The sequence below is a fragment of the Vibrio alginolyticus NBRC 15630 = ATCC 17749 genome, assembly GCF_000354175.2.
Classification (GTDB): Bacteria; Pseudomonadota; Gammaproteobacteria; order Enterobacterales; family Vibrionaceae; genus Vibrio; species Vibrio alginolyticus.
The window spans coordinates 2,960,309-2,978,275 of sequence record NC_022349.1 but is presented as its reverse complement, the minus strand read 5'-3'; the positions used below and the strand labels follow the sequence as shown (position 1 = coordinate 2,978,275).

At 44.6% G+C, this 17,967-nt stretch carries 17 protein-coding genes; 4 read left to right on the top strand and 13 right to left on the bottom strand.

The window, feature by feature from the left end:
- Positions 1-11 precede the first annotated feature (11 nt).
- Complete coding sequence (gene iscR / locus N646_RS13690; RefSeq protein ID WP_005381720.1) at positions 12-518, bottom strand: Fe-S cluster assembly transcriptional regulator IscR; 507 nt, start codon at positions 516-518, stop codon at positions 12-14.
- Between the two features lie 125 nt (positions 519-643).
- Entirely contained in the window at positions 644-1,363 is a 720-nt protein-coding gene (gene trmJ / locus N646_RS13685; RefSeq protein WP_005383693.1) for a tRNA (cytosine(32)/uridine(32)-2'-O)-methyltransferase TrmJ, read from the bottom strand.
- 231 nt (positions 1,364-1,594) lie between these two features.
- Here trmJ and suhB point away from each other — a divergent pair, with 231 nt between their 5' ends.
- Entirely contained in the window at positions 1,595-2,398 is an 804-nt protein-coding gene (gene suhB, locus N646_RS13680) for an inositol-1-monophosphatase (RefSeq protein ID WP_005381722.1), read from the top strand.
- A gap of 70 nt (positions 2,399-2,468) precedes the next feature.
- Here the strand turns inward: suhB and N646_RS13675 are convergent, their stop codons facing one another.
- From N646_RS13675 to N646_RS13640, 8 genes are all read right to left on the bottom strand, one after another.
- Entirely contained in the window at positions 2,469-2,780 is a 312-nt protein-coding gene (locus N646_RS13675; RefSeq protein ID WP_017633920.1) for a hypothetical protein, read from the bottom strand.
- A gap of 141 nt (positions 2,781-2,921) precedes the next feature.
- On the bottom strand, positions 2,922-3,338 hold the full coding sequence (locus N646_RS13670) for a hypothetical protein (protein ID WP_017633921.1): 417 nt from the start codon (positions 3,336-3,338) through the stop codon (positions 2,922-2,924).
- A gap of 164 nt (positions 3,339-3,502) precedes the next feature.
- Entirely contained in the window at positions 3,503-4,450 is a 948-nt protein-coding gene (secF, locus tag N646_RS13665) for a protein translocase subunit SecF (protein ID WP_005383689.1), read from the bottom strand.
- Positions 4,451-4,464: 14 nt separating this feature from the next.
- Positions 4,465-6,321 carry a protein translocase subunit SecD gene (secD, locus tag N646_RS13660; RefSeq protein WP_017820564.1) on the bottom strand — a complete coding sequence of 619 codons (1,857 nt, stop codon included), beginning with the start codon at positions 6,319-6,321 and terminating at the stop codon, positions 4,465-4,467.
- A gap of 21 nt (positions 6,322-6,342) precedes the next feature.
- Entirely contained in the window at positions 6,343-6,672 is a 330-nt protein-coding gene (gene yajC / locus N646_RS13655; RefSeq protein WP_005381725.1) for a preprotein translocase subunit YajC, read from the bottom strand.
- A 177-nt stretch (positions 6,673-6,849) separates the two neighbouring features.
- Positions 6,850-7,986, bottom strand: a complete 1,137-nt coding sequence (gene tgt / locus N646_RS13650; RefSeq protein ID WP_005381727.1) for a tRNA guanosine(34) transglycosylase Tgt — start codon at positions 7,984-7,986, stop codon at positions 6,850-6,852.
- 147 nt (positions 7,987-8,133) lie between these two features.
- Positions 8,134-9,186 (bottom strand): tRNA preQ1(34) S-adenosylmethionine ribosyltransferase-isomerase QueA, encoded by a 1,053-nt coding sequence (gene queA / locus N646_RS13645; protein ID WP_005381728.1) that lies wholly within the window; start codon positions 9,184-9,186, stop codon positions 8,134-8,136.
- A gap of 268 nt (positions 9,187-9,454) precedes the next feature.
- Positions 9,455-10,621, bottom strand: a complete 1,167-nt coding sequence (locus N646_RS13640; RefSeq protein ID WP_017820563.1) for a trypsin-like serine protease — start codon at positions 10,619-10,621, stop codon at positions 9,455-9,457.
- A 312-nt stretch (positions 10,622-10,933) separates the two neighbouring features.
- On the opposite strand from N646_RS13640, the gene N646_RS13635 reads away from it, so the two are divergent.
- A complete protein-coding gene (locus tag N646_RS13635; protein WP_017820562.1) occupies positions 10,934-11,383 on the top strand; it encodes a CBS domain-containing protein in 450 nt (149 codons plus the stop codon).
- A 123-nt stretch (positions 11,384-11,506) separates the two neighbouring features.
- Here N646_RS13635 and aceA read toward each other — a convergent pair whose 3' ends face one another.
- From aceA to N646_RS13620, 3 genes are all read right to left on the bottom strand, one after another.
- Entirely contained in the window at positions 11,507-12,820 is a 1,314-nt protein-coding gene (aceA, locus tag N646_RS13630) for an isocitrate lyase (RefSeq protein WP_005381733.1), read from the bottom strand.
- Positions 12,821-12,941: 121 nt separating this feature from the next.
- A complete protein-coding gene (gene aceB / locus N646_RS13625) occupies positions 12,942-14,570 on the bottom strand; it encodes a malate synthase A (RefSeq protein WP_017820561.1) in 1,629 nt (542 codons plus the stop codon).
- 606 nt (positions 14,571-15,176) lie between these two features.
- Complete coding sequence (locus N646_RS13620; protein ID WP_005383681.1) at positions 15,177-16,082, bottom strand: hydrogen peroxide-inducible genes activator; 906 nt, start codon at positions 16,080-16,082, stop codon at positions 15,177-15,179.
- Between the two features lie 200 nt (positions 16,083-16,282).
- Here N646_RS13620 and N646_RS13615 point away from each other — a divergent pair, with 200 nt between their 5' ends.
- Positions 16,283-16,894 (top strand): peroxiredoxin C, encoded by a 612-nt coding sequence (locus N646_RS13615; RefSeq protein ID WP_005381738.1) that lies wholly within the window; start codon positions 16,283-16,285, stop codon positions 16,892-16,894.
- 283 nt (positions 16,895-17,177) lie between these two features.
- Complete coding sequence (locus tag N646_RS13610; RefSeq protein ID WP_102949775.1) at positions 17,178-17,921, top strand: copper homeostasis protein CutC; 744 nt, start codon at positions 17,178-17,180, stop codon at positions 17,919-17,921.
- Positions 17,922-17,967: the final 46 nt, after the last annotated feature.

The window sequence follows — 17,967 nt, the reverse complement described above, 5'->3', positions numbered from 1 at the left end:
AAAGCTGACCGCTAAGAGCGGACGTTTACACCGATGGGCGCGGCGGTTGTATTTTTGTTTGATAGCCCATGGGTTACCGCCAGATCAATGTCCTGACGATCAGAAATTTCGAGTACTTCATTGTCTGTCATCAACTCACCAAGAGTGATGTTATTCAAAAAGTCACTAATGCGAGAGCTTAGGTCACGCCACAGCGTGTGAGTAAGGCAACGTGTTCCACCTTGGCAATCTCCTTTACCTTGGCATTTGGTTGCATCTACTGACTCATCAACGGCAGCAATCACGGTACCAATAGCGATACTGTGAGCGTCGGCACCAAGTCGGTAACCACCACCAGGACCACGAACGCTGGCAACGAGACCTGCTTTACGCAATTTTGAAAATAGCTGCTCTAAGTAAGAGAGCGAGATCCCTTGACGCTCTGAAATATCAGCCAGAGGTACAGGGTTTTGTTGCGAATGCAGTGCCACATCCAGCATGGCTGTCACCGCATATCTTCCTTTAGATGTAAGTTTCATACCACACCGTATCCACATGGTTTGTAATGGTTAAGATTTTTCCATACCTGAGTAATTTGGTCAAGTATTTATTTGACCATTTTACTCAGGTATTCATCCTTACACCTAAAGTGGTTATTATTCACTCAGAACTTCTTTTCTATCGAAGTCAAAACGCCTCGTAGAATATTAAGTTCTTGGGTTTCTGGTCGAGCACGAGAGAACAAACGGCGCAACTTATTCATCACCTGTCCAGGTTGCTCTTTGTTAATAAACTGGGTCTCAACCATCACCTTTTCAAGATGCTCGAAGAACATTTCGAGTTCTCGATGACGCGGGTATTCTTCCGATTCATTTGGGGAAAACTGGCTTTGCTCTAAGTTCAAGTGTGCAACTCGCACTTCGTAACTGAGAGTTTGTACAGCCATCGCTAGGTTAAGCGAGCTGTACTCAGGATTAGCGGGAATACAAACATGGTAGTGGCACTTTTGTAGCTCTTCGTTTGTCAAACCAGTTCTTTCTCGGCCAAACACGAGCGCAACCGGATGCTTTCGGCCTTCAACTGCAAATTTCTCACCGCATTCACGTGGCTCGAGCATTGGCCATTCTAATGTACGAGAGCGGGCGCTAGAACCCACAACAAGGCCACAATCTTCAACCGCTTCTTCTAATGTGCCGACAATCTTTGCATTTTGAGCAATATCACCAGCACCCGCAGCTAAAGCAAGAGTTTGTTCATCCACTTCACATTGTGGATCGACTAATACTAGTTGGTTTAAACCCATCACTTTCATTGCTCGAGCTGCTGAGCCAATATTGCCTGAATGAGAGGTACCTACGAGTACAATTTTTACTTGATCCAACATCTGTGTTTGCTACCTAAATTAAAACCGCAGAATGTTATCATAGTTTTTTAAGACACCCTAGAGGCAAGCAGACCTCTCTTCTCATTCTTGGTTATTGTTCTCGTCCGCAGTATGATCTGTACACTCAGTCGGCCGCAATTAGAGTAAAAAATAACCACTTCCCTTTTTAATTATCTCTGGTATACTCGCCGCCGCTTTCATTTGTTCTTTAACATCCGTTGGGAAATTCGTATGCATCCAATGCTAAACATTGCTATTCGCGCTGCGCGAAAGGCAGGCAATCATATTGCTAAATCATTAGAAAACACTGATAAAGTAGAATCTACTCTTAAAGGCACTAATGACTTTGTCACTAACGTAGACAAAGAAGCAGAATACATCATCATCGATACTATCAAGCAGTCTTACCCTGAGCACTGTATCGTTGCTGAAGAACAAGGTCTTATCGAAGGTAAAGATAAAGACGTACAATGGATCATCGACCCACTGGATGGCACCACTAACTTTGTAAAAGGTTACCCAACTTTCGCGGTTTCTATCGCTGTTCGTATTAAGGGCAAAACTGAAGTTGCTTGTGTTTACGATCCAATGCAAAACGAGCTATTCACTGCACAACGCGGTGCCGGCGCTCAACTAAACAGTGCGCGTATTCGTGTTGCTCAACTAAAAGACCTTCAAGGTACTGTTCTAGCAACAGGCTTCCCATTCAAGCAGAAACAACACGCTGAGTCTTACATCAAGATCGTTGGTGCGCTATTCACTGAGTGTGCTGATTTCCGTCGTAGCGGCTCTGCTGCTCTAGACCTTTGTTACGTGGCTGCTGGCCGTGTTGATGGTTACTTCGAACTAGGCCTAAAACCTTGGGATATGGCAGCAGGTGAGCTTATTGCTCGTGAAGCTGGCGCAATCCTAACAGACTTTGCTGGCGGCACTGACTACATGAAGTCTGGTAACATCGTTGCTTCAAGCGCTCGTGGCGTAAAATCTATCCTTAAGCACATCCGCGAAAACGGTAACAGCGCGATCCTTAAGTAAGATTTGAAAGTCATATCTAGCCCGTCACGCTGATGACTTTAGAAAGCCCCGCTCATTGAGCGGGGCTTTTTTATTTCGAACAATCAGCCTGTTTGTAGAAACGGTCGTAGTCAGATAAGTGGTCTATTTTTACGTGCTTAACCTTCCATATTTGTTCCTTCATTAAAAACTGCAGCGAAACCGTGACTGGCTGGTATACATCACCAAAGCCGTTTACAGAAAGACATCCAACTCCTCCATCCTCACTGTACTCTTCAAAGTAAGACAGCTCTGTAACCAAACTTGATGGGATAGATGATAAAAATGGAAATTGATGACCAAATTTTATTGGGTGAGACTTAATACTGTTCAGCTCTTCAATCGATAGATTTGGTCCTGCCATAGCTTCTACCACCTCTATATACTGCATCTTGTATAAATTATTACGTATATCAAGGTAAGTATCGTGGAGTGGACTTGCGATGCAGGGCGTTGAAACACTTAGTAAAACCGGAATAGGTAGAATTCTATTTAGCATAACCAACTAAACCCCAGCTTCACGGAGCGCTTGATCAATTTTACTCGGCTTAAATCTGTACTTACAAAGCCCCCACTCGCACTGCTCTAAAAGCTCACGGACATTTACCTGCCCAGTAACTCCAAAGGAAACAACACCAAAAAGAGAAACACTCCCACTGTATGTCAAAACACCATCACGAGTAGTTTTAAAAGTAACAGAAACGGCTTTTAATTTTATGCCCAGCTCTTCAACCATTTCTTTTGAAACTTCAAACTTAGTAAATCCAAGCTCACCAGATAAAGTTACTTTACCTGACTCATCAACTGCTAACTTGAACCTTTTCCCTCCAGTAACTAGCTTGGTGGTAACACCTTTATTGTGCTTGTAAGAAATCTCTACAAACTTCAGTAACTGTACTTTTATTTCAGCTTGCCTTGACATTATTTCCTCCCGAAATTGTTGAACATACTTCCGATATTCAACTCAATCAAAAAACTACAATTCAAGCTGGAAGTACCTCAAAAAAAAATGAAACTTTCAAATCTATCAGGCATAAAAAAACCGCTGATTGCTCAGCGGTTTTTGTTTTCGGTTCTCAATCTGCCTTATGGCATCTCGTCGAACTCTGCACCTTCTTTTTCTACTTGAGGTGGCATCAAGTGCTCTTTCTGGATGCCCAGTTTCAGCGCTAGTGCTGATGCTACGTAGATAGAAGAGTAAGTACCAACAGTGATACCGAGTAAAAGTGCAGTTGCGAAGCCGTGAATCATAGCACCACCCTGCATGAACAGTGCAATTACTACGAACAAGGTTGTACCCGACGTAATCAATGTACGGCTCAATGTTTGAGTGATTGAAGCGTCCATGATATCCGAAGGTTCACCCTTACGCATCTTACGGAAGTTTTCACGAATCCGGTCAAATACAACGATGGTATCGTTGAGTGAGTAGCCCACAACCGTCAGTAGCGCAGCTACGATGGTCAGGTCAACTTCAATTTGTAGAAACGAGAAGACACCTAGCGTGATAATTATATCGTGAGCCAATGCCATTACCGCACCAGCCGCTAGACGCCATTCAAATCGCATCGATACATAAAGCAGGATACAGATCAGCGATACCAAGATCGCTAGACCACCAGCTTCTGTTAGCTCATCACCAACGTTGGGACCTACGAACTCAATACGACGCATTTCTACGCTTTCGCCAGTACCATCTTTGATAGCACCAATGATTTGGTTACCTAGCGTTTCACCAGAAACGTCATCACGTGGACGAAGACGGACCATGACTTCACGAGCACTACCGAAGTTTTGTACTGTCGCATCACCAAAGCCTTTTGAATCTAGTGCTGCACGAATCTCTTCAAGGTTTGCTGGCTGTTCAAAACCGACCTCGATAAGCGTACCGCCAGTGAAATCTAGACCCCAATTAAGCCACTTGGTTGACAAAGTGAAGATAGAAGCAGCAATCATTATAATTGAAAAAACGAATGCTACTTTCGACCAACGCATAAAGCCGATCGTCTTCTCTGCTTTTAGAATTTGAAACATATTAATTCCCAGCCTTAGATCGACAATTTATCAACGCGTTTGCCACCGTAGATCAGGTTCACGATACAACGTGTACCAATAATGGCGGTGAACATTGAAGTTAAGATACCGATAGATAGAGTAACTGCGAAACCTTTCACCGCACCTGTACCGACCGCAAATAGAATGATTGCAGTAATTAGTGTTGTGATGTTCGCATCAGCAATCGTGCTGAATGCATTCGCGTAACCTTGGTGAATCGCTTGTTGTGGACTACGTCCATCACGAATTTCTTCACGGATACGCTCGAAGATCAGTACGTTCGCATCAACCGCCATACCGACTGTTAACACGATACCGGCTATCCCCGGAAGCGTCATGGTAGCGCCTGGAATCATCGACATAACACCAATGATAAGCACCAAGTTTGCCATTAGAGCGATGTTTGCAATCAAACCAAAGCCGCGGTAGTAAAGCAGCGTAAATAGCATTACGGCAACCATACCCCAGATACATGCTTGGATACCCATATCGATGTTTTGCTGGCCCATTGATGGACCAATGGTACGTTCTTCAACGATAGAGATAGGTGCAATCAGTGCACCAGCACGTAGTAGAAGTGCTAGGTTGTGTGCTTCTGCAGCAGAGTCGATACCTGTGATACGGAAGTTACGACCAAGAGCCGATTGAATCGTTGCTTGGTTGATGACTTCTTCATGCTTATCCAGAATAACTTTGCCTTCAGGCGTACGACGGCCACTGTCTTTGTATTCTGCAAACACGGTAGCCATTAGCTTACCAATGTTCTTCTTAGAGAACGCAGACATCTTATTACCACCTTCGCTGTCTAGCGAGATGTTAACTTGTGGACGACCATATTCATCAACACTTGAGCTTGCATCTGTGATGCTTTGACCGCCAAGAATAACGCGCTTCTTAAGCACAACTGGGCGACCATCACGGTCCATCTTGATTTCACTACCTGCTGGCGCACGACCATTTGCCGCTGCCGATAGGTCAGCTTTATCATCAACTTCACGGAATTCAAGCGTTGCCGTAGCTCCGAGAATTTCTTTTGCACGAGCAGTGTCTTGAACACCAGGCAGTTCAACCACAATGCGACTAGCACCTTGACGTTGAACCAATGGTTCCGCAACACCTAGTTCGTTGACACGATTACGTAAAATCGTAATGTTTTGCTCAACAGCATAGTTACGGATCTCTTGTAAACGTTGCTCAGTAAAGGTGGCAGTAAGAGCGTAACGGCCATTTGAATCAGAATCGACAAAAATCATGTCCGGGTGATTCTTTTCTAGCGTTGCTTTCGCTTCTGCTAATTGCTCTTCGTTACGCAACAACACTTCTACCGCTTCTTTTCCAGAAGGGCGGATTGCACGGTAACGAATCTTGGCGTCACGAAGTTCGCTACGGAAAGCTTCTTCTTGTTGACCAACAAGCTTTTCCATCGCTGCATCCATATCCACTTCCATTAAGAAGTGAACACCACCGCGAAGGTCAAGACCTAGCTTCAATGGTGACGCGCCAATCGCTTCTAGCCAATCGGGTGTAGAAGGTGCAAGGTTAAGTGCAACAATTGTGTCTTTGCCTAGCGCTTCGCTGATGACATCACGAGCACTGATTTGTGTGTCAGTGTCGTTAAAACGAACAAGAACTGATCCATCTTCGAGAGCAATGGATTTATGAGAAAGTTGCTCTTTGTTAAGAGCAGTAGTGACAGCATCCAGCGTTGACATATCTACAGAGGCGCCACGCGCCCCTGTAACTTGAATAGCCGGATCTTCACCGTAGATATTTGGAAGTGCGTATAACGCAGCGGTGATGATGGCAAAAAGCACCATCAAGTACTTCCATAATGGATAACGGTTTAGCACAGCGAGGATCCTTTAGCTGTTTTATAGAGACTTAAGCGTACCTTTTGGTAGCACTGCAGTGATGAAGTCTTTCTTGATTACTACTTCATTGTTCGCGTTAAGCTCAATTGAAATGTAGTCATTGTCTTCAGCAATCTTAGTGATTTTACCCACTAGGCCACCGCTAGTTAAAACTTCGTCGCCTTTGCCCATAGAAGCCATTAGGTTTTTGTGTTCTTTTACGCGTTTCGCTTGTGGGCGGTAAATCATGAAGTAAAAGATCACTGCGAACATGCCAAGCATGATTAGCATTTCAAAACCACCGCCTGCTGGCGCGCCTTCTGCTGCTGCGTGAGCCTGAGAAATAAACATTAAAACATCCTCATTATATTTTATTGATAATCAAACAAATTGGGCTTTCGCATTTTAGATTCAAGTCTGAGAGTAACTAATAGAGATCGCTCTCTCAAAAATAACGTGCGTTAGCCTACTTTATTAGCAAAAGCCTCTGGCGACATGCCAAAGGCTTTAATTCTTTTAGTTTTTCAATTACTGCTCTTTTGCTAGTGGTGGCACTTCACGACCACGACGCTCATAGAACTCAGTAACAAATTCATCGAAGCGATCTTCATCAATTGCTTTACGAATGCTTTCCATCAGACGCTGGTAGTAACGCAGGTTATGGATTGTATTCAAGCGAGCGCCTAAGATTTCATTACAACGCTCTAAATGGTGAAGGTACGACTTGCTGTAGTTTTGACAAGTGTAACAGTCACAATGCGGATCCAATGGTGTTGTATCCGTTTTATGTTTCGCATTACGGATCTTGATCACACCACCAGTCACAAATAAGTGACCATTACGTGCGTTACGCGTTGGCATTACACAGTCAAACATGTCGATACCACGACGAACACCTTCAACCAAGTCTTCTGGCTTACCTACGCCCATCAAGTAGCGAGGTTTGTCTTCAGGAAGTTGAGGACAAGTATGCTCAAGAATACGGTGCATGTCTTCTTTAGGCTCACCTACTGCCAAACCACCAACCGCGTAACCGTCAAAACCGATTTCCGTTAGACCTTTTACCGACACATCACGTAAATCTTCGTAAACACCACCTTGGACAATACCAAATAGGTTGTTCGGGTTTTCTAGCTTCTCGAAGTGGTCACGTGAACGCTGTGCCCAGCGTAATGACATTTCCATCGATTTCTTCGCTTCATCGTGTGTCGCTGGGTAAGGCGTACACTCGTCAAAAATCATAACGATGTCAGAGCCCAGGTCTTTTTGAATTTCCATCGACTTTTCTGCGTCCATGAAAATCTTGTCACCGTTTACTGGGTTACGAAAGTGAACACCCTCTTCAGTGATCGTACGCATCTTACCAAGGCTGAATACTTGGAAGCCGCCTGAATCAGTAAGAATAGGACCGTGCCAGTTCATAAAATCGTGCAGGTCACCGTGCATTTTCATCACTTCTTGACCAGGACGTAGCCACAGGTGGAACGTATTACCTAGCAGAATTTCTGCACCAGTACCTTTTACTTCTTCTGGTGTCATACCTTTAACGGTACCGTAAGTACCTACTGGCATGAACGCAGGAGTTTGAACAGTGCCGCGTTCGAAAGTCAGTTGACCACGACGTGCATTGCCGTTTTTCTTCTTAAGATCGAATTTTAATTTCACGATGCCTCCGGGTGTCAGAGAAACAGTCTGACTGAGTGTTTAGGGCTCTACCCTACTTTAAGGAGCGGTCGCTTTTCCTTGCGAGAGACAAAGCAATGGATGCTTTATTTCCTAGCTTACTGCTAGCACTCGTAAATCTATTTTTAACTACGCCGTTTTCTTCTTGATGAACATTGAATCGCCATACGAGAAGAAACGGTATTTGTTTTCCACCGCATGTTTGTAAGCATTCATGGTGTTCTCGTATCCAGCAAATGCACTCACCAACATGATCAATGTTGATTCAGGCAAGTGGAAGTTGGTGATCAAGCAATCCACCAGCTGATATTCGTAACCAGGGAAAATAAAGATTTCTGTATCGCCAAAGAATGGGGCCAGCTCAGTCCCTTTTTGCAATGCGTCTTGCGCTGCACTTTCAAGTGAGCGCACAGATGTTGTACCAACAGCAATAATTCGTCCGCCACGCGCTTTCGTCGCTTTAATTGCTTCGACGACTTCTTGTGGTACTTCTACGTACTCGGCATGCATGTGGTGATCGTTGATATTTTCCACTTTTACTGGCTGGAATGTACCCGCCCCAACGTGCAAAGTAACGTAAGCAAACTCTGCACCTTTCGCTTTGATTTTCTCCAAGAGAACATCATCAAAGTGAAGGCCCGCTGTCGGTGCCGCAACCGCACCTGGCTTTTGATTATATACCGTTTGGTAACGCTCTTTATCTGCATCTTCGTCTGGACGGTCGATGTAAGGAGGAAGCGGCATATGGCCGATTTCTTCCAGAATTTCTAGTACCGTCTTATCAGAACTAAATTTCAGTTCAAATAAAGCATCATGGCGTGCAACCATTTCTGCTGAATATTCATCATTCTCGCCAACAATAATGGTTGTACCTGGTTTTGGTGATTTAGAGCAACGAACGTGCGCTAGGATGCTTTTCTCATCCAACATGCGCTCCACCAGCACTTCTAATTTACCGCCCGATTCCTTGCGGCCAAAAAGACGAGCAGGAATAACACGAGTATTATTAAACACCACTAAGTCACCGGGTTGAACTTGGCCCAATACATCAGTAAATGTGCCATCAATGAGCTCTCCGGTATTGCCGTCCATTTGCAGCAGTCGGCTAGCGGTACGCTCTGGTTGAGGGTAGCGAGCGATGAGTTCATCTGGAAGGTCGAAATGGAAATCTGATACTTGCATGTTACTTGTCTTATCTATTGGTCAAATCACGTCTAGGCGACGATAAAATTGCGACGAGTTTTTCGCAGCAGACTAGTATATGTTTACATGCTGCAATAGCAAGCAAATCACCAGAATATAGCAGTAAAAGCCATGGTGAAGAGTGTAATAAAACGTGAAAAGCCTCGATGACTTGGCACTATTTTTAATTTGAGCCCAAAAGAGAGAACATGAAAAAAGCAAAGCAGCGTATACCGCTGCTTATTAGTTTGGCATTCCAATCGCCCTATCAAACCTCACGCTTTCGCCACAAGAATAACGGCACGAATAAACCCAATAACCAAAACCCTAGACTGCCACCTTCATCATCTGAGCCTTTGAAATCACAGTTATTGGTCGCAATGCCATCGTGACACTCTTTATTGTCACCACTTTCATTGTTAGCACTTTTGATAAAATTCGGCGCAATGATGTAACGACTTGGTGGCGCATCGGCAGTGATGTAAGACTGTACCCAGTCGTAATAGTGGCTCACCTTGGTGTAGAAACTTGGGATCGTCAAAGAGCCACACGTTGGTAGAATAAGGGGGCCGCCACTAACAATACCAATTTGTTTGCCGGTCGCCACATCGACCAACGGGCCACCACTGTCACCTTTACATGCAGAGTTGCCATATTGAGTATGGCTATCTGGCTCCAATACATGGTTTTGTGTTGGTAGCGTACAAATTTTGGTTTGGTTGTCTCTTGAATCAATGATCCCCGGAAAACTGCTGCCAATTTCTAAACGCTCATAACATTTGTCGATGGGTAAAAATGTGCTAATGGTGGTTTTGAGCGTATTAGAAGGTTCAGAAGCATCCGGCTGAGTAGCCCCCCATCCAAACACTTGCACATTTTCGACACGTTGATTGGTCAGGTAATTATCGTTCCAATCCGCCACCAAACGTGCTTCGATACTCTCCATGTCAACTTTACTCGCTAGGTCAGCAAAGTTCGCGTTTGCCACTGGGCGCGTGAGATACAGCAACGCGATGTCTGAATCTAAACCGGTTTGGATAGGTTTCACGTTGCCATTACTGTCGGTCTCAGCTTTTGAAATCCGGGTGTAATCCGGATGAACCACAACGTGAGACACCGGATAAAAGTTATCAAGCCCTGCAGAATTAAGTTCATACGCATTCGCATTCACCGACAGCTCACCCGGCGGGGTCACATAGTAGGTTGCTTCATTGGTTCCTTGTCCCATCACCACACAGTGCGCCGCAGTCAGTACCCATTGCTCTGTCAGCATCGTTCCACCACACAGCGGAAACTCTGCCATGTTACTTGCTCGCAAAGTAACGCGGTCAACAGGATCGGTTTGTTCATCTCCTAACACAATCGCCTGTGTTGATGGCACACTGAATGCCGCCACTGCCAGCGCAATAAGTTTGTTACACGTTGTTCGTTTCATCTAGGTTGCTGTCTTCAATTTGGTAAGCCTGGACGTATCTTCTTCGAGAGAAGAATCTTGGAAAATCCAGCGAATAAAAATGTGCGATTCAATTCATTGGATTACCTTGGGAACACATTCAATATCAACTAAAAATGCCAACTGACTCGCACACAAACCGACTTATTCAAATTAATAAAAACATCAATAAAACACAGATTACGCAGCCCATCAGCATTGTGCTATTTAATTGATGAAAAACGAGTTAGCTCCCAGATATACAGAAAAATATTCTCTATATTTAAGAGAAGGACAATGCCGCTGGAGGTCTCTATGATCAAGGTTGAAGACATGATGACTCGTAATCCTCATACCTTACTGCGCACGCACACCTTGCGTGATGCAAAAAGCATGATGGATGCGCTTGATATTCGACACATTCCGGTTGTTGATGCCAATAACCACTTACAAGGCTTGGTGACTCAACGCGACATTCTTGCTGCTCAAGAATCGAGCTTGCACCCAGATGAGGCTGAACAATCTTTTACTTTAGACACACCGCTCTACGAAATGATGCACACCAATATCATGACGGCAGAGCCTATCGCGGGGCTCAAAGAGAGCGCTATCTATATGCAAAAGCATAAAGTTGGCTGTCTACCTGTTGTCACCAAAGGTCGATTGGTCGGCATCATTACTGACAGTGACTTTGTGACCATTGCGATTAACTTATTGGAACTGCAAGAAGAAGTGGAACCTGAAGAAATCGAGCAGGAAGAGTAGTACGCAAGCGTATTCTCTTTGTTGTAAGTTTCGTTTTTACACCGGTTAAACGAAAAAAGAGCGGCAGGGTTGCCGCTCAAAATGCCATTACTGACGCTGATTAAGGAAGTGTTTCTCTGCCAATTAGAATTGGTCTTCTTCGGTCGAACCTGTCAATGCTGTCACTGAAGAGTTACCACCTTGGATAGTATTGGTCATTCTATCGAAGTAACCTGTACCTACTTCTTGTTGGTGCGCAACAAACGTATAGCCTTTTTCAGCTGCTTGGAATTCAGGACGCTGAACTTTCTCAACATAATGACGCATACCTTCACCTTGAGCGTAAGCGTGCGCCAGTTCAAACATGTTGAACCACATGTTGTGAATGCCTGCTAGCGTGATGAATTGGTACTTGTAGCCCATGTCTGCAAGCTCTTGTTGGAACTTAGCAATAGTTTCTGCATCTAGGTTTTTCTCCCAGTTGAAGGACGGCGAACAGTTGTACGCCAACAATTGATCTGGGTATTCAGCGTGAATTGCTTCTGCAAACTTACGTGCTTCTTCCAAACATGGCGTAGCCGTTTCACACCAAATCAAGTCTGCATATGGTGCGTAAGCCAGGCCGCGAGAAATCGCTTGGTCGATACCCGCGCGAACGCGGTAGAAACCTTCTTGAGTACGCTCACCTTCGATGAAGTCTTTATCATATGGGTCACAATCTGAAGTAATGAGATCCGCCGCATTCGCATCAGTACGAGCAATAACTAATGTTGTTGTACCCGCTACGTCAGCAGCCAAACGAGCTGCAACGAGCTTTTGTACCGCTTCTTGCGTAGGAACTAATACCTTACCACCCATATGGCCACACTTTTTCACCGATGCTAACTGGTCTTCAAAGTGAACGCCCGCGGCACCGGCTTCGATCATCGATTTCATTAGTTCGTAAGCGTTAAGCACACCACCAAAGCCCGCTTCAGCATCCGCTACGATAGGTAGGAAGTAATCAATACCACCTTCATCTTCAGGCGTCTTACCAGCAGCCCACTGAATTTGGTCTGCACGACGGAATGAGTTGTTGATACGCTTTACTACTGACGGTACAGAATCTACTGGGTAAAGAGATTGGTCTGGATACATCGTCGAAGCGGTGTTGTTATCCGCCGCTACCTGCCAGCCTGACAGATAAATCGCTTCAATACCTGCCTTAGCTTGTTGAACGGCTTGACCACCCGTTAGCGCACCAAGACAGTTTACGTAACCTTTTTTCGCACTACCGTTGACCAGTGACCAAAGTTTGTCTGCACCACGTTGTGCAATTGTGTTTGCAGGCACCATAGAGCCACGCAGTTCCACCACTTCCTCGGCAGTGTAAGTACGCTTCACATTTTTCCAGCGTGGGTTAGTTGCCCAGTCTTTTTCCAGAGCTTCAATTTGTTGGCGGCGAGTTAAGTTAGTCATTGGTCTATCCCTCTTTATAATTTGCACTTTATGCGTGTGCGTTGAGTTTCCGTTCTCAGGCAGTACTTCCCTATCTGCCTTTGAAAATCCTTCACGTTATTGGTGTTACAGTTATTCTTTATTAATCCAGGTAGTCATAACCAGGAACTGTCAAAAAGTTGGTCAGTTCATCGCTCGTCGTGAGCCTTGCCATTAAGTCTGCTGCTTCTTCAAATCGACCTGCATGGTAGCGCTGCTCGCCAATTTCTTGCTTCACGACTTCAATCTCCTCTTTGAGATAGAGCTCGAACAGCTCTTTAGTGACCTTTAATCCGTTGTCTAGCGACTTGCCGTGTTGAATCCATTGCCAGATAGAGGCGCGTGAGATTTCTGCCGTTGCAGCGTCTTCCATCAGTCCGTAAATCGGCACACAACCATTGCCAGAAATCCAAGCTTCGATGTATTGCAGCGCAACGCGAATATTGTGGCGCATTCCGCCTTCAGTGCGCTCGCCTTCACAAGGCTCAAGCAGTTCGGCTGCAGTAATAGGCGCATCCTCTGCACGGCTCACATCCAACTGGTTGGTGCGCTCACCCAGCACAGCACTAAAGACTTCCATAGCAGTGTCAGCCAAACCTGGATGAGCCACCCAAGTACCGTCGTGGCCGTTGTTAGCTTCTAACGATTTGTCAGTCTGGATCTTGTCTAATACTTTTTGATTCTCTTTCGGGTCTTTAGCTGGGATAAATGCGGCCATTCCTCCCATCGCGAAAGCACCTCGTTTATGGCAAGTACGTACCAATAATCGCGAGTAAGCGTTTAAGAATGGCTTGTCCATCGTTACCACTTGGCGATCTGGCAGTACTCGGTCTGAGTGTTTTTTCAATGTTTTGATATAGCTAAAGATGTAATCCCAGCGACCACAGTTCAAACCAACGATGTGTTCTTTAAGCGAGAACAGAATCTCGTCCATTTCGAATACCGCTGGTAAGGTTTCAATCAGCACAGTCGCTTTGATGGTGCCTGTATCCAAACCGAAATAGTCTTCCGTGAAATGGAACACTTCGCTCCACCACTTCGCTTCGTGATGCGATTGCAGTTTTGGAAGGTAGAAATAAGGGCCGCTGCCTTTTTGAAGTAACGCTTTGTAGTTGTTATAGAAATACAGAGCGAAATCGAATAGCGCACCTGGAATGATCTGACCGTGCCACGTAACGTGTTTTTCTTTTAAATGAAGGCCGCGAACACGGCAGATCAACACCGCTGGGTCATCTTCCAGCTGATAATGTTTGCCATTGCCAGGATTGGTGTAACTGATGGTGCCATTAACAGCATCGCGCAAGTTAATTTGACCATCCAGCACTTTACTCCATGCAGGAGACATTGAATCTTCGAAGTCTGCCATGAACACTTTTACATTCGCATTCAGTGCGTTAATCACCATCTTGCGGTCAGTTGGTCCGGTAATCTCCACACGGCGATCTTGCAGATCTTGTGGGATTCCTAGGATCTTCCAACTTCCTTCACGGATGTCTTGTGTCTCTGGTAGAAAATCTGGTAGCTCACCAGCATCAATACGTGCTTGCTTCTCTTCTCTTGCTTCCAGCAACTGTTCAACACGTCCGGCAAATTTTTCACACAGTAGAGATAAAAAGGTTTGGGCTTCAACAGGGAAAATTGCTTGATGTTCTGGAGCAACGACTCCATTCACCTCAAGCATGCCTTGGGTTTGCTTTAGTTGTTGTGTTTTTTGTTCTGTCTGAGCAAGCATAATCATTCATCCTTAACGTGCTTTATCAATCTTGGGCAGTCAGCGTAAAGCTACATTTGTAAGTTATGAACAACAAATTACATCCTTTAACTTTGTGTTCAACTCGTCTAGCCATGCCGATAGATTGCGTAATGCTACGTGTATTTTCAATCTAGACATAAGTCGTATCGGCCTTTAAATAAGCTATATCAACAAGGGGTTTAGTGAAACCCCCAATATAAACAAAACAGAAAATTCAAAGTTTTATTCCGCAAGGTAAAAACCATCTATCAAGCGCCTTATTTTGTAAGTTATTACGTAATAAAATTACATTAAATTTAAAGTCGTTTTATCATTTCAAACAAGCGTATGAATATAGACTGGTAAACAAACACCTTGTATTCACAAGGGCTGAAGAGATGTATTTAAACAGGGGTCAAACAAGGTATGCAGGGCTTTGTGTAAAATTAACATTGTGAAATTTCACTATTTTATGAAAGCTTCATCAAAGAAGAGCTGTAAAATTTTACAAGTCAAAGTTTACCAACAGAATAAAATACTAGAAAGCGCACTGTTTCCAGTGCGCTTTTAGATAAATAATGGAGAAGTAAGGGCTAATACTAATAGCTAAAGCAGCTCTGAAACGACTTCTGCAAGTTGATTAAATGTTTTCGTTCTTGACGAGCTCGGACGCCAAACTAAGCCTATTTCGCGATAAGCTTGTTTACCGGGAGGATCGATCACGACTAAATTCTGGTTATGCAGCAAGCCATGGTCGATAGCCATTTGAGGAATGAACGTTGTTCCCAAACCATTCGCAACCATTTGCACCAGTGTATGGAGGCTGGTTGCCGTAAACGGATTGATTTTTTCTTTGTCTGTTAATTTACACGCTGATACCGCATGTTCCGTTAAGCAATGTTCTTTCTCTAGTAGAAAGACGGATTCGTCAGGTAAATCCGCGTAACGAATCGGCACAGGGACCGATTGGGCTTGATTAGCGCTTATAACCATTCGAAACGGATCCTTACCCACTACTCGGCTTTCCATCCCATCAATTTCGACTGGTAACGCTAAAATAAGCACATCCAGCTCACCATGTCTGAGCGCTTGAAGTAAGTTTGTCGTCGTGTCTTCTCTTAATAAAAGATTCAGTTGTGGAAAACGGTAGTTCACCTCTTGTACCAAATCACACAGTAAAAACGGAGCAATTGTTGGTATACATCCTACTTTTAGCTGGCCTTGCATATCGTCGCCTTGGCACATACGTCCAAGCTCGACCAAATCTTGCCCTTTTGCTAACAGCTCTCGCCCCTGCTTTACTACCATTTCTCCTGTTTGGGTAAAAACCAGTGGACTTTTTTTATCTTTCTTTTCATATAAGGGACAACCAATCAATTCCTCTAAGTTTTGAATACCCTTACTTAAAGTCGACTGACTGACAAAACAACGCTCTGCAGCGTCACTAAAATGTCTTGTTTCATGCAGTGTGACTAAATAGTGTAACTGCTTCAAACTGGGCCATTTATTCATAATTGTATTTGTATCTACCGCCGTTCCAGTGATCGAGTTAAGAGTTTTGTTATTATCGTTTTTTTCGATTAACTCAATCTATTTATTTCGCTTTTTTCAATACTACAATCTGTACTATAGTTTGTCTCGTACAAACACGAACCAAACCGACACAACTGAATTCGGTTTGGAGCTAACCATACTTTTTAGGAGCAAAAAAAATGGTACTAGTAGGTCGTCAAGCCCCTGATTTTACTGCAGCAGCTGTTCTAGGTAACGGTGAAATCGTTGAAAACTTCAACTTTGCAGAGTTCACTAAAGGTAAGAAAGCAGTAGTATTCTTCTACCCACTAGATTTCACTTTCGTTTGCCCATCTGAGCTAATCGCATTCGACAACCGTCTAGCTGACTTCCAAGCTAAAGGTGTTGAAGTAATCGGTGTTTCTATCGATTCTCAGTTCTCTCACAACGCATGGCGTAACACTGCTATCGAAGATGGCGGTATCGGTCAAGTTAAGTACCCACTAGTTGCTGACGTTAAGCACGAAATCTGTAAAGCTTACGACGTTGAGCACCCAGAAGCAGGCGTTGCTTTCCGTGGTTCTTTCCTAATCGACGAAGAAGGCGTTGTACGTCACCAAGTAGTTAACGACCTACCACTAGGCCGTAACATCGACGAAATGCTACGCATGGTTGACGCTCTTAACTTCCACCAGAAGCACGGCGAAGTATGTCCTGCACAATGGGAAGAAGGTAAAGCAGGTATGGACGCATCTCCAAAAGGTGTTGCAGCGTTCCTATCTGAGCACGCAGCTGACCTAGGCAAAAAATAATAGACCTTCACCCTAGCTCAACGGGTGTGATGGTTGGATGTATATAAAGCAAAAAGCTAATGCGGAAAACCGCAAACGCCAATCAGTCTAAGTAAAGTCCTATCAAAGCCCAGAGCCTCTGCTCTGGGCTTTCTTTTTCCTTCAGATAAACCGCCAAAATGAGGTAACGCTTTAGCGTAAACTTTACCTATATTTATCATCCCCTCCATACAGATTCTGCTTACTTGCCCTGTTAATATCTTAGCCACAACACCTATTTGTAACGTTAGCAGGATAAATGAACGTGGTTACTCACCTAGAAGTCTGTATCGATAATATTGAATCTCTGCACTACGCCATTGCTGGCGGCGCCACTCGGATTGAACTTTGCTCCTCTTTGGCTTTAGGCGGACTAACACCCAGTTATGGTTTTATGCAGCAAGCGGCTAAGCTTTCGAGTGTTCCAGTTTATGCCATGATCCGCCCACGCCAAGGTGACTTCTTCTACAATGAAGAAGAGATCGAAATGATGCGTTGGGATATTGAAGCGGCTCACCAATCAGGCTTGAGCGGTGTCGTGTTCGGCGTGCTCACTCAAGACGGTGATATTCATATGCCTTACGCGGCTGCGCTGTGTGAATTTGCTCAAGCGCTTGGCTTAGGCGTGACCTTCCATCGTGCCTTTGACCAGTGTCGTGACGCTGAAAAAACTTTGGAAGAACTGATCAGCTTAGGTTGTGAACGTATTTTAACCTCCGGTCTTGCGCCTTCAGCACCACAAGGGATCGATGTGCTTAGAGCTTTGGTTAAGCAAGCCCAAGGACGCATAGCAATCATGGCGGGGGCTGGCGTTAATGCGAGTAACGTACGTGCGTTAGTAGAAGACACTCAAGTTCCTGAAATCCATCTGTCAGGCAAAACCACACGCCCTAGCCAAATGACCTTTGTTGCTGAACAAAGCAAAATGGGCGCATCCGATGTCGATGATTTTTTAATCCCCATCACAAGTACACAAGCCATAACCGATGTCGTAGCAACTCTCAAATAGACCACCGTAACCTCACGCGCATAGCTTTTGAGTGCTAACATATTGT

Coding starts and splice junctions, on each gene's coding strand:
- trmJ (WP_005383693.1), bottom strand. CDS start 1,363: ATGTTGGATCAAGTAAAAATTGTACTCGTAGGTACCTCTCATTCAGGC.
- secF (WP_005383689.1), bottom strand. CDS start 4,450: ATGTTTCAAATTCTAAAAGCAGAGAAGACGATCGGCTTTATGCGTTGG.
- N646_RS13620 (WP_005383681.1), bottom strand. CDS start 16,082: ATGAATAAATGGCCCAGTTTGAAGCAGTTACACTATTTAGTCACACTG.
- yajC (WP_005381725.1), bottom strand. CDS start 6,672: ATGTTTATTTCTCAGGCTCACGCAGCAGCAGAAGGCGCGCCAGCAGGC.
- queA (WP_005381728.1), bottom strand. CDS start 9,186: ATGCAAGTATCAGATTTCCATTTCGACCTTCCAGATGAACTCATCGCT.
- suhB (WP_005381722.1), top strand. CDS start 1,595: ATGCATCCAATGCTAAACATTGCTATTCGCGCTGCGCGAAAGGCAGGC.
- N646_RS13615 (WP_005381738.1), top strand. CDS start 16,283: ATGGTACTAGTAGGTCGTCAAGCCCCTGATTTTACTGCAGCAGCTGTT.
- aceA (WP_005381733.1), bottom strand. CDS start 12,820: ATGACTAACTTAACTCGCCGCCAACAAATTGAAGCTCTGGAAAAAGAC.
- N646_RS13675 (WP_017633920.1), bottom strand. CDS start 2,780: ATGGCAGGACCAAATCTATCGATTGAAGAGCTGAACAGTATTAAGTCT.
- aceB (WP_017820561.1), bottom strand. CDS start 14,570: ATGCTTGCTCAGACAGAACAAAAAACACAACAACTAAAGCAAACCCAA.
- N646_RS13640 (WP_017820563.1), bottom strand. CDS start 10,621: ATGAAACGAACAACGTGTAACAAACTTATTGCGCTGGCAGTGGCGGCA.
- N646_RS13670 (WP_017633921.1), bottom strand. CDS start 3,338: ATGTCAAGGCAAGCTGAAATAAAAGTACAGTTACTGAAGTTTGTAGAG.
- iscR (WP_005381720.1), bottom strand. CDS start 518: ATGAAACTTACATCTAAAGGAAGATATGCGGTGACAGCCATGCTGGAT.
- N646_RS13635 (WP_017820562.1), top strand. CDS start 10,934: ATGATCAAGGTTGAAGACATGATGACTCGTAATCCTCATACCTTACTG.